The organism is Xanthomarina arctica, from assembly GCF_014638915.1.
GTDB lineage: Bacteria > Bacteroidota > Bacteroidia > Flavobacteriales > Flavobacteriaceae > Xanthomarina > Xanthomarina arctica.
Map to the genome: position 1 here is coordinate 525,987 of NZ_BMFQ01000002.1, position 12,871 is coordinate 538,857.

The window sequence follows — 12,871 nt, forward strand, 5'->3', positions numbered from 1 at the left end:
ATGTTTACAAAGATACCTTTTAAAACATGTTAAGAGCTATTTCAGCTCTAATATCTAATCCTATAGAATATATCGATTTATTGTTTATTTAAACTTGCTAAATGCGTTATTATAAATTACTTAGGTGGCAATCTTAGTACCGGTATTAAAAATAACGACTATATTAGGTTTATATAAAGTTTGTTGTACTTTTGCCGCTTCAAATTTCCTTACGGAATAAAAACAACATTTTTAACCAAATCTTTACCTACAATTAATTTCAATTCCCATGAATAGAACCATTCTCTATTTTTCAATTATTAGTTTTCTGTTTTTTTCTTCATGTTCCACCAAACTCTCTAACATAGAGGATAAAACCCCAGAGCAAATTAAAGAGACTTACCGTATTTTAAAAGATGTTGCTTATGGTCCAGATGGAGACCAAAAAATGGATGTGTATCTTTCTGATATAGCCAAATCTTACGGAGATTCTAATTACACAATTATTTTTTTACATGGTGGCGGTTATTATGTAAGCGACAAGAGCGAAGAAGAGAATTACATAGAACCTTTTTTAAAGAAAGGCTTAAATGTTATTAATTTAAATTATAGATTAAAACGTGGAGTTCCTATTGCTACAAGTGATTTAACGAATGCCTTAAACTTTTTAATAAAGCATAATATCGTGTATGATATGGATATTGAAAACGTTATCCTTACTGGTTTTTCTTCAGGTGCAAATATTGCGACCAACGTGGGATTGACTCAGAACAATCCGGAATACCCACATCCCCTTAATGAAGGAATGAATATTACTGGAATTATTAATTTTTCTGGACCTGTTGATGGCTTAAATCTGGTTGAAAAGATTTTTACAGAAAGCGAAATTCCATTTCTTGGTGAAATAGGAAAAGCACTTTTTCCTGGAACAGAAGGTTTTGAATCTAAAAAAATGACGTCAATTTACGAACCTATTACTTACTTTGACAAAAACGATCCACCTATATTTTTGTGGCATGGAGGGAAAGATTTTCAAATTCCACCTGTAACCTTCGACAAATTCATTCCTATGTTAGATGAAGAAAAAGATGTTATCATTTTTTCGCCTAATGGAAAACACGCTCCAAACAAGGAGGAAATGAAAGAAGCTTATACGCAAATCTTTACTTTTTTAGATAATTTATAAACGTTATGCAGTTTTAACTCATCTGATTCAGTCAATTAAATGTCATATGACATCTAATTTAGAATTGATTATATAACCATCGACTTCTTAAAATCACGCAATGATAAAAAGAGTAAAACTCCTGGCCTTAATTCCTGCTTTATGGGCTAGTTTATTCGATGCAGTAATAACCATTGCGCATCAGCCCAAAGCATATTGGGATGGCGATCTAAATCTTGCAAACGAAGCAAATACCATTGGTCATTTTGTAATGAACCAACACGTTTCTGGCATCTTTGTTCTCTGTGCCTTTTGGTTAATTCTAATTGGCTTCATAGGATATTATTTACCAAAAAAATATGCTAGAGTCTTTTTGCTTTTCGTATTGATAGCTCATAGTTTTGGTGCTGGAAGCTGGTTGTCTATGTATTATGGATTTTGGTATGCTCTAGTTTTTATTATGTTTAATGCCATCTTATTCTATAAGGTTGAAGATGTAATTACCAAGCAAACAGCTTAAAATAAGATTTCAAAACTAACTCTAAATTCTTCAAAATCTTTTGTTTTTTATCATGCAATTTGGCTTGGTAGCTGATCAGGTTTAAGAAATATGGTTATATTTATGGCATGTTCAACTTGCTATCTTAAAGCTGAAATAACCAAACTTTAAAATAATGAAAGATATCTTTAACAAAACCGTTTCAGAAGAAGTCATAAACCGAATTAATTCGCTGAGTCCAAAGTCTGAAGGCCTCTGGGGAAAAATGACTGTAGACCAAATGCTAGCACATTGCAATGTGGCTTACCACGCTATCTACAGCGCCAATTACACAAAACCTAAAGGATTAAAAAAATGGATGCTTAAAACGTTTGTAAAAAAAATAGTTGTTAGCGAAAAACCATATAAAAGGAATGGGCGTACAGCACCAGAATTTCTTATTGTAAATAAGAGGGATTTTGAAAAAGAAAAGGAGCAGTTAAATTCTTATATAAAAAAAACACAGGAATTAGGAGGTCACCACTTTGATAATAAAGAAAGTCATTCTTTCGGGGTTTTGACTAAAACAGAATGGAATAACATGTTTTATAAACACCTTGATCACCATTTAAACCAATTTGGAGTATAACGAAAAAAGAGCTTTTTTTACAATTTAATCGATCAAGGAATAGAGAATGCCAAACAAAGCGCATGGAAATCTTATTAAAAAATAAAACGGTTATCATGTAGTACAATGATTATTAAAACTGTAGATTATTAAAAACTATTTCGATAACACTATACAAACATCTCTTTTTTTTTCATAACTTAGTGTATCACAACTAATTATTGTTAAAATGGCTAAGCAAAAAGGAATCATATGGCTACAAGGCAAATTAAACGGTAAAAGCTATTACCTACTTAAAGGCGAGTGTATTTCCCTTATGGCATCCAGCGTATCAAAAGCCATAAGAACAGGGTTTTTAGAAACTGCAAAAGACTTTCAAGACACCAAAATGCCAAGTCACTTAACCGTTGCCTATTATCAAATAATCCAAGAGGGGAGCGGTCCCAGTCTAAAAAGAGAGGTTTCTTCAAATGTATCTCTAGTGCCTTGGTTCGGAATTCAGAACCTAAAACAAGAAGGCACGCAACCATCCAATTTAAAAAATATGCAGGTTATGCTGTGCAAACATGCACTATAAACCCATATAGAATGGGGTTTACAAGGGGTTCCCTCGTAGCTACTCCATATCTACTCCATGGTAACTCCATGGTGTCTCCATATAAACCCTATGTCAAACCCATGTCATACCCATTTCAGATCATCAAATACCTTTAGCTTCCGGCTTTATAGGCAAGTTTATTCCATGCGGTAATATCCATTGTGCATCAGCCAAAAGCCTATTGAAATGGAGATTTAAATCTTGCAAATGAAGCAAATACCATTCTATTTTATAGGGATTAAAATTTGATCTGGAAAGAACAGTAAAAACTGGAATGAAATCTTTCAAAACATGATGTTATCTCCCAACAAATTTTTAAACATGTTTAATAACATTTATTTTTTTTAGTCTAATAATTTTCCATGATTTCTCCCATCAGTTTTTGGAAATATGGTTATATTTATTGTCTATTACCACAGTGATACTTCATGACTAATCGAAATCCCCAAATTAAATAATTTCAAATGATTAAAAACTATTTCGATAAACAATTTGAGTTAAGATACTTTGAAATGAATGAGTTTGGTGTGGCATCTCCAACAACCATCTTAACCTTATTGGAAGAAACCGCTGCAGACCATTGTTATTCCATAAACCACGGTTTATATCAATTAGCAGAACAAAATGTTGGTTGGGTTTTAATTTCTGGTATGATGCAAATGGAGCGTTATCCTAGTTATAAAGAGAAGATTACTATTAGGACCTGGTTGTCCAAATATTCAACCATTAAAGGTTTTAGAGAAAATATTATTTACGATGAACAAAATAATATCATAGGAAGAGCCAGAGGCTTGTGGATTTTCTTTGATATAGTTCGAAGACGTCCTGTTAAAATATTTAATGAAATAATGGAAAAATGGTCTTTCTGTAGCGAAGAAAGTATAAATTATAACATTACTCAAAAGATTCACCCAGTTGAAGATTCAGATTACAAATTAAATTTCAAAGTAAATAGATACGATACAGATATGATTAAGCATGTCAATAATATTAGATATTTACAATGGGTCGTGGAATCCATTCCTGAGGAAGTTATTGATAATTATTATTTACACACCATAGACGGGAGGTTTATTGCAGAAGCACATTATGGCCAAACCGTTGTTTCATTAACAAAAAATGATATCCTAAACAAATCGTTTATACACTCCATAAAAATTGAAGGAACAGATAAAGTTTGTGCCACAGCAAAGACTATTTGGAAGAAAACAAACAAATCAACCTAGAGTAATTATTATGGAAAGCTCAAGCTTTTTATACAGCACCTATCAGCAATTTAAATTTCTTAAATGAAGATAGTAAAAAAAGACTCTTTACCAATTGCAATTCGGATGGTGTTGATGGTGGAACAGCTTTCTGCAGATTTCATTGAAAAGTTTAGTGGTTCAGGTGCTGAATTTATTTGGTCTACCAACGTTATTTTGGATAATGAAGTGATTATTCGTTATACGGTGAAATAAAAACTAATACTGTGCTTTGCTTGGATGGTCCAAACTCAATCCAATTTAATTAAGGAAACTATCTTTTTAATAATTTATAAAATGTAGAATAACTCACTAGTAATTAGTTTATTACTAGAATCTCATTTAATTCTTAAAGTTTCCTACTTAATGTTTAAACAACATATTATAATTTGAATCAGTATATTTAGAAACTGTTAGAATAAATAAAACAAATAATGAATAAACTTAGACTAGTATCATTGATCTTTTTAGGATTAATCTTTTCTTGTACAAATAGTACTGAAGAAATAAATGATTTCAATGAAACCAATGACGCAATCATTACTATTTCAGATTTTGAAATAACAATTAATGAAAACCCTAATGCGAATCAATATTTAGGAACTGTTTACGCTTCAACTAATCAAGGAAACATCGTATTTTCAATTGCAGAACAATCTCCAATTGGAGCTTTCGAAATAAATTCTAATTCTGGAGATATAAGTGTATTAGATGATACCCTTTTTAATTTCGATACCCATCCAATAATTACTGGGGTTATTAAGGTAGAAAATGCAGACCTTTTTGAAACAGCAAATGTCACCATTAATCTGAAAGACATAAACGAAATTAATGCTTCCGATTTTAGTGTAACTCTCCAAGAAATGCCTTCCATTAATCAATCTTTAGGGCTAATAGAAGCAACTACAGGTGAAGGAAGTTTAACATTTTCAATTATTGAACAAAGTCCAAATAATATATTAGAAATAAACCCTTCAACTGGAGAATTGAAAGTGTTATATGTGCCTAATTTTGTAGGAAACCCAATTATTTCTGCTACTGCCAGAGTTGAAAATAACGAAACATTTAAAGAAATCAATATTACAGTTAGTTTAAATATCCCATGCAATCCCAACACCGTTCCAGAATTAAACGCCTTCTACCCAATGAATGCTAATGCCATGGATGAAAGCGGTTTTAATAATAATGGAACTGTTTCTGGAGCCATTTTAACTACAAATAGATTCTCAGAAAGTAATTCGGCTTATTATTTTGATGGCGTGGATGATAACATACAAATTGAAGACAACGATCAGTTATATTTAGATAATGAGTTCACGATTTCTGCTTGGGTATATCCAGAAGAAATAAAATCACAACAAATCCTTAGAAAAGGAAGCCATGTAAATGGAACGTCTTCTGCGCCATTCGGATTGTCTTTGAGCAATACCAACGATGTCATTTTTTCTATAACTGCTGGAGGAACTCTTGTACAAGCAAGAAAACAAGGTTATAATATAAATGAGTGGTTTCTTGTAACAGGTGTTCTTATAGATCAAACCATGTATTTATACGTCAATGATGAACTTGTAGCCATGGAGACAATTGAAGGAGATATTTACAACGACGAACTTCCTTTAGTTATAGGCACAAGATTAAGTTTGCCTTCTAGTACATTTAAAGGTAAAATTGATGATGTCAGAATTTTTAATGCCGCTCTTTGTCCAGAAGATATCACAGAATTATTTAATAATTAAATTTCTCCAAAAAGAACTCAGAATTATGGAGAAAAAATAGACTTAATAATAGTCATACACAAGATCTTATTTATAACAAAATATCATATGGTTGAAGTATAAGGAACAATATAAATGCAGTAGGATAAAGTTTATGAATACAATCTAAACAGCCCAGAAACATTTCCCAATTCCTTATTCAAACTAATCAAGGAAATAGTTATCTTTGCAGCTTCAAAAAATAAGTACAACCTTTAAACAGATTCCTGCTAACTTGTCTATTGATAGGCAGACGCAGGATTTAACAATAACAGATTTCCACCTTTGTGGGAATGAAAATAAGTTTTCAATGAAAGCAGGCATCGTAGGATTACCAAACGTAGGGAAATCAACCCTTTTTAATTGTTTATCTAATGCAAAAGCGCAAAGTGCCAACTTTCCGTTTTGTACTATAGAACCTAATATTGGAATTGTAAATGTACCAGATCCAAGATTAGAGAAACTTGAAGAACTAGTAAATCCAGTTCGCGTTCAACCCGCTACCGTAGAGATTGTAGATATTGCAGGTTTGGTAAAAGGAGCAAGTAAAGGTGAAGGTTTAGGGAATCAATTCTTGGCTAATATTCGTGAAACAGATGCCATACTTCACGTGTTACGTTGTTTCGATAACGATAATATCATCCATGTAGATGGTAATATTAATCCCATTCGCGATAAGGAAACCATTGATATGGAATTACAGTTAAAAGACTTAGAAACTGTAGATAAAAAATTAGAAAAAGTAAAACGTGCAGCTAAAACAGGAAATAAAGAGGCTCAAAAAGAAGAGGCTGTTTTATTAAAGATTAAGGCTGCTTTAGAAGCTGGAACTTCAGTGAGAACTTTGGAGTTTTCAGAAGACGATTATAACGATTTTGTTGTGCCCTCACAGTTTATTACAGATAAACCTGTTATGTATGTTTGTAATGTAGATGAAGGTGCTGCCGTAACTGGAAACAAGTATGTAGACTTAGTAAAAGAAGCTGTAAAAGACGAAAATGCTGAAGTTTTAGTATTAGCTGTTGGTACAGAAGCAGATATTAACGAGTTAGACGATTATGAAGAGCGTCAGATGTTTTTATCAGATATCGGTTTAGACGAGCCTGGTGCTTCCAAATTAATTCGTTCGGCATACAAGTTATTAAAACAACAAACCTATTTTACTGCGGGAGTTAAAGAAGTACGTGCTTGGACTGTTGATATTGGAGCAACTGCACCACAAGCAGCTGGAGTAATACATACAGATTTTGAAAAAGGTTTTATTAGAGCAGAAGTTATTTCTTATAATGATTTTGAAACTCTTGGTAGCGAAGCCAAAGTAAAAGAAGCTGGTAAAATGCGTGTTGAAGGAAAGAATTATGTTGTTAAAGATGGCGATGTCATGCACTTCTTATTTAACGTGTAGGTTGTAATTTATAGTTAAGTCATTTATTTTCAAGTGTTTTTAGTGTCATCCATACATGGGTTAAACTGGACGTATTAGAAACTTAAATCACTTAAGATATGACTAGTTTTGTAGTATATGCATCAACAATTTTCTGATTGAGCACATTTTTATTCATACCTTTATTATCATAATAAAAATTCAAACTTTATGAAAGGTAAAATTATATTGGCACTAATATTAGCAATAATTTTCTTTGTAGTGCTTTTTTACGTGTTTAAATTTGTGCTTATCACCTCGCTAATTATAGCCTTGGCTATTCTTATTCTACCCATCTTGTATTTTACTTTTAAGAGTGAAAATTAAAATTTGAGTTGTATTAAATTCTTCAAGGGCCACTCTTAAAAACTTTGTTAATTACTTTAGCACATTGCGGTTTTATGTTTTCTACCGAAACCTTATATTAGCAACGTATCTAATAAAGGCGCCAATTTTATGACTGAACAATCCAATTATACCGAAGATAACATACGCTCACTTGACTGGAAGGAACATATTAGAATGCGTCCGGGAATGTATATCGGGAAACTTGGAGATGGATCATCGCCAGACGATGGTATTTATATTCTATTAAAGGAGGTATTAGATAATTCCATTGACGAATATGTTATGGGAGCTGGTAAAACCATTGATATTTCCATTCAAGGAAGTAAAGTCATTGTACGTGATTACGGACGTGGAATTCCCTTAGGAAAGGTTGTAGACGTGGTTTCCAAAATGAATACTGGTGGAAAATACGACTCCAAAGCCTTTAAAAAATCGGTAGGACTTAATGGTGTTGGTACCAAAGCCGTAAATGCCTTATCATCTTTTTTTAGAGTAGAATCTACACGTGATAATAAATCGGCTTCAGCAGAATTTGAACAAGGTAACTTAATCAATCAAGATTTACTTGACGATACTTCTAGAAGAAAAGGAACCAAAGTTTCTTTTGTTCCAGATGAAATTATCTTTAAAAACTACAAATATAGAAATGAGTATGTTATTAAAATGCTCAAAAACTATGTGTATCTAAACACCGGTTTAACTATTGTTTTTAATGGCGAAAAGTATTTTAGCGAGCATGGTTTGAAGGATCTTTTATCCGAAAACATTAAAGATACAGATAGACTTTATCCTATTATTCATTTAAAAGGAGAAGATATTGAAGTAGCCATTACCCACAGTAAAACGCAATATAGCGAAGAATATCATTCTTTTGTCAACGGGCAAAATACAACGCAAGGTGGAACTCATTTAGCAGCTTTTAGAGAAGCTCTTGTAAAAACCATTAGAGAATTTTATGGTAAGAGTTATGAAGCTTCAGATATTAGAAAATCCATAGTTTCTGCAGTTTCCATAAAAGTAATGGAACCTATTTTTGAAAGTCAGACCAAAACTAAATTAGGGTCTACAGACATGGGAGGTAAGCTGCCAACGGTTAGAACTTTTATAAACGACTTTCTAAAAACACAATTAGACAACTATTTACATAAAAATCCGGATACTGCTGAGAAAATTCAGCGTAAAATCCTTCAAGCAGAAAGAGAAAGAAAAGAACTTTCCGGTATTAGAAAATTGGCTAAGGATAGAGCTAAGAAATCAAATCTTCATAATAAAAAATTACGTGATTGTAGAGTTCATTTTGGTGATATAAAAAATGAAAGATACCTAGAAACTACCATGTTTATTACAGAGGGAGATTCGGCTTCTGGAAGTATTACTAAATCTAGAGATGTGAATACGCAAGCGGTTTTTAGCTTAAAAGGGAAACCTTTAAACTGTTATGGCTTAACTAAAAAAATTGTATATGAAAATGAAGAGTTTAATCTCCTACAAGCCGCTTTAAATATTGAAGAATCTTTAGAAGATTTACGGTATAACAATGTGGTAATTGCTACAGATGCCGATGTGGATGGCATGCACATTCGTTTGTTATTAATTACGTTCTTTTTACAATTCTTTCCGGAAATTATTAAAGAAGGGCATTTATATATCTTACAAACTCCTTTATTTCGTGTAAGAAACAAGAAGGAAACCATCTATTGTTATTCTGAAGAAGAACGAAGAAACGCCGTTGAAAAATTAAAACCAAAACCGGAAATCACCCGATTTAAAGGACTTGGAGAAATTTCACCAGATGAATTTGTACATTTTATAGGTGAAGATATTCGTCTAGATCCAATCATGTTGGATAAAGAAATGTCCATTGAAGAGTTACTTGCTTTTTATATGGGAAAAAACACGCCAACCAGACAAGATTTTATTATTGATAATCTAAGAGTTGAATTAGATATTGTAGAAGAAGCCATATGAGAACCAACAACGATAAAGTAAGAAATATTATTATTTCAGTATATTTTATATTGATTGTATTGGCAATTATTTTAGCGACAGTATTTAGTGCTTTTAGTCATTTAACACCAAATCCTTTAGTCACGTTTTTTATACTAGTATTTAGTTTTGGACTCCTTTTTTTTATTGTTCATTTTATTTCAAAATATTTCGAATACGATAGCGATGGCCTAAAAGTAGTTGTAACTAATAAAGGTCTGCTACTTTCAGATCATTTCAATTATAGAGAACATAGAGTCGAGTTTTCAAAAGACGGTCTTATCGGTTTTAAGTTTAATAATTATTTAGCATATAAAGAGCTAGTTTTGTTGGTAAAGGACAAACATGGTCATACAAAAAAAGAACGTTTTAATGTGTCTTTGGTTTCTAAGAAAAAGAGAAAATATATCAGACAATCATTAACAAAAATGATAAAATTAAATAGAAAACCTACCGATTAATGAGTGAAGAGAACGACAATTTGTTAAATGAACAAGAAGACAGTCAGGAAACTATCAAAAAGGTTTCTGGCATGTTTAAAGATTGGTTTTTAGATTATGCATCCTACGTTATTCTGGAACGTGCTGTGCCAGCTATTGAAGACGGTTTTAAACCGGTTCAACGTCGTATCATGCACTCCATGAAGGATTTAGACGATGGACGCTACAATAAAGTAGCCAACATTGTTGGACATACCATGCAATATCATCCACACGGAGATGCTAGTATTGCAGATGCTATGGTTCAAATTGGTCAGAAAGATTTACTAATTGACACCCAAGGAAACTGGGGTAATATATTAACAGGAGATAGTGCAGCAGCATCTAGATATATCGAAGCGCGTTTATCCAAATTTGCGTTAGACGTTGTTTATAATCCTAAAATAACAGAATGGCATGCCTCTTATGATGGCAGACGAAAAGAACCCGTAAATCTTCCAGTCATGTTTCCTTTGCTTTTGGCACAAGGAGGAGAAGGAATTGCTGTAGGACTTTCAACAAAAATACTACCTCATAATTTTATTGAACTTATCGATGCTTCTGTAAAGCACTTAAAAGGAAAGCGTTTTATTATCTATCCAGATTTTCCAACAGCAGGAATTATAGATATTACCAATTACAACGACGGATTACGAGGTGGAAAAGTTCGGGTTAGAGCTAAAATTTCTCAGTTCGATAAAAATACCTTAGTTATTACAGAAATTCCTTTTGGCACCAATACCTCTTCTTTAATTGATTCCATTTTGAAAGCCAATGATAAAGGTAAGATAAAAATCAAGAAAATTGAAGATAATACGGCTGCCAAAGTAGAAATCTTAGTGCATTTACCAGGAGGTATTTCTCCAGATAAAACAATAGATGCTCTATATGCTTTTACCAGTTGCGAGAGTTCTATTTCTCCTTTAGGGTGCGTTATTGAAGACAACAGACCACTATTTGTTGGTGTTTCTGAAATGCTTCGTCGTTCAACCGATAACACAGTTGTATTATTAAAAAATGAATTAGAAATTCAACTTGGTGAATTTGAAGAACAATGGCATTTTGCTTCTTTAGAACGTATTTTTATTGAAAATAGAATCTATCGCGATATTGAGGAAGAAGAAACTTGGGAAGGCGTTATTATAGCCATCGATAACGGATTGAAACCTCATACAAAACATCTTAAACGAGCTGTTTTAGAAGAAGATATTGTTAGGCTAACGGAAATTCGAATCAAACGTATTTCAAAATTCGATATAGATAAAGCCCAACAAAAAATAGATTCGCTTGAAGAGCAAATAGCAAAAGTAAAACACCATTTGGCGAACTTAATTGATTACGCCATTGCCTTTTTTGAAAGACTTAAAAAAGAATACGGAAAAGGAAGAGAAAGACTAACAGAAATTAGAACTTTTGAAGATGTAGATGCTACGAAAGTCATTATAAGAAACACGAAGCTTTATGTAAATAGAGAAGAAGGTTTTATAGGAACATCTCTTAAAAAGGACGAGTATGTTTGCGATTGTAGCGACATAGACGACATTATTGTTTTTACGGCAGAAGGAAAAATGATGGTTAGCAAAGTGGACGCAAAAACCTTTGTTGGTAAAGATATCATCCATGTTGCTGTGTTTAAAAAGAAAGACAAGCGCACCATTTACAACCTAATTTATAAAGATGGAAGTAAAGGACCATCTTATGTGAAACGTTTTGCAGTTACATCCACCACCAGAGATAAAGAATACGATTTAACAAATGGAAATAAAGGATCTTCCGTTTGGTATTTTTCTGCAAACCCAAATGGCGAAGCCGAAATGGTAACTATTAATCTTAGACAAGTTGGTAGTATCAAAAAACTAAGATGGGATCTGGATTTTTCTGAAGTTTTAATTAAAGGACGTGCTTCAAAAGGAAATGTGGTAACCAAACATGCCATTAAAAAAGTAGAACTTAAGGAAAAAGGGGTATCCACATTAAAACCACGAAAAATATGGTTCGACGATACAGTGCAACGCTTAAACGTTGATGATCGAGGGGAACTAGTTGGAGAATTTAGAGGTGAAGATAGAATTTTAATCATCACACAATCGGGAATGGTAAAAACAATCACTCCTGAAATTACCACGCATTTTGATGACGATATGATTGTCATGGAAAAGTGGATTCCTAAAAAACCAATTTCGGCCATTTATTTCGATGGAGAAAAAGAACGCTATTACGTCAAGCGTTTTGTGATAGAAAATGAAGCGCGAGAAGAAAGTTTTATTTCTGAACACCCTAATTCGCAACTTGAAATTGTTTCCACAGAATGGAGACCTATTGCAGATGTCGAATTCACTAAAGAAAGAGGTAAGGATCGGAAAGATAATTTACAAGTAAATTTTGAAGAGTTTATTTCTGTAAAAGGGATTTCTGCCTTAGGAAATCAGTTAACTAAAGATAAAATTAATCAAGTAAGCTTGCTAGAATCTTTACCATACGAAGCTCCAGAAGAAATTCCTGCTGAAGACATAGAAGTGGTTGATGAAACAGATGTTTCTAAGGATGATAATCCTCAAAATAATTCTGGAAATTCAAAGAGCGAAGTAGATGATGACGGCTCCAAAGATGCTTTAGATGATAAAGGACAAACAACCTTGTTTTAATTAATATTTAATTTCTAAGAGCCTGATTTTATTTCACAAAAGAATCCGGCTCTTTTTCTTATTAGCGTGATAATTTGCTTGTTGTGAACAATTTAAGGCCAACCATTTTTGAAATGTTCGTTGTAATTCAATTTTTATTTTGTA

At 32.6% G+C, this 12,871-nt stretch carries 11 protein-coding genes; all 11 read left to right on the forward strand.

Translation table 11 applies throughout. From position 1 onward, the window contains the following. Positions 1-268: 268 nt before the first annotated feature. The 11 genes from IEV77_RS08590 to IEV77_RS08640 all read left to right on the forward strand — a co-directional run bounded on the left by IEV77_RS08590 (position 269) and on the right by IEV77_RS08640 (position 12,727). The gene (locus tag IEV77_RS08590; protein WP_188463830.1) at positions 269-1,165 is read left to right on the forward strand and encodes an alpha/beta hydrolase; all 897 of its coding nucleotides are present in this window, start codon (positions 269-271) and stop codon (positions 1,163-1,165) included. A gap of 100 nt (positions 1,166-1,265) precedes the next feature. Then, positions 1,266-1,664 (forward strand): hypothetical protein, encoded by a 399-nt coding sequence (locus IEV77_RS08595; protein ID WP_188463832.1) that lies wholly within the window; start codon positions 1,266-1,268, stop codon positions 1,662-1,664. A gap of 154 nt (positions 1,665-1,818) precedes the next feature. Then, positions 1,819-2,271 carry a DUF1569 domain-containing protein gene (locus IEV77_RS08600; protein ID WP_188463834.1) on the forward strand — a complete coding sequence of 151 codons (453 nt, stop codon included), beginning with the start codon at positions 1,819-1,821 and terminating at the stop codon, positions 2,269-2,271. A 208-nt stretch (positions 2,272-2,479) separates the two neighbouring features. Continuing rightward, complete coding sequence (locus IEV77_RS08605; RefSeq protein WP_188463836.1) at positions 2,480-2,827, forward strand: hypothetical protein; 348 nt, start codon at positions 2,480-2,482, stop codon at positions 2,825-2,827. Positions 2,828-3,312: 485 nt separating this feature from the next. Then, positions 3,313-4,074, forward strand: coding sequence for an acyl-[acyl-carrier-protein] thioesterase (locus IEV77_RS08610; protein ID WP_229736623.1), 762 nt, complete (start codon positions 3,313-3,315; stop codon positions 4,072-4,074). A gap of 63 nt (positions 4,075-4,137) precedes the next feature. Then, a complete protein-coding gene (locus IEV77_RS08615) occupies positions 4,138-4,308 on the forward strand; it encodes a hypothetical protein (protein ID WP_188463838.1) in 171 nt (56 codons plus the stop codon). Between the two features lie 218 nt (positions 4,309-4,526). Continuing rightward, the gene (locus IEV77_RS08620; protein ID WP_188463839.1) at positions 4,527-5,828 is read left to right on the forward strand and encodes a LamG-like jellyroll fold domain-containing protein; all 1,302 of its coding nucleotides are present in this window, start codon (positions 4,527-4,529) and stop codon (positions 5,826-5,828) included. A gap of 328 nt (positions 5,829-6,156) precedes the next feature. Continuing rightward, on the forward strand, positions 6,157-7,251 hold the full coding sequence (gene ychF, locus IEV77_RS08625; protein WP_188463841.1) for a redox-regulated ATPase YchF: 1,095 nt from the start codon (positions 6,157-6,159) through the stop codon (positions 7,249-7,251). 474 nt (positions 7,252-7,725) lie between these two features. Continuing rightward, entirely contained in the window at positions 7,726-9,585 is a 1,860-nt protein-coding gene (locus tag IEV77_RS08630) for a DNA topoisomerase IV subunit B (protein WP_188463843.1), read from the forward strand. Further along, positions 9,582-10,064: a hypothetical protein gene (locus IEV77_RS08635; RefSeq protein ID WP_188463845.1), complete on the forward strand. Its 483-nt coding sequence runs from the start codon at positions 9,582-9,584 to the stop codon at positions 10,062-10,064. The genes IEV77_RS08630 and IEV77_RS08635 overlap by 4 nt, the downstream gene beginning before the upstream one ends. Further along, the gene (locus tag IEV77_RS08640) at positions 10,064-12,727 is read left to right on the forward strand and encodes a DNA gyrase/topoisomerase IV subunit A (protein ID WP_188463846.1); all 2,664 of its coding nucleotides are present in this window, start codon (positions 10,064-10,066) and stop codon (positions 12,725-12,727) included. The genes IEV77_RS08635 and IEV77_RS08640 overlap by 1 nt, the downstream gene beginning before the upstream one ends. The last annotated feature ends 144 nt before the right edge of the window (positions 12,728-12,871 follow it).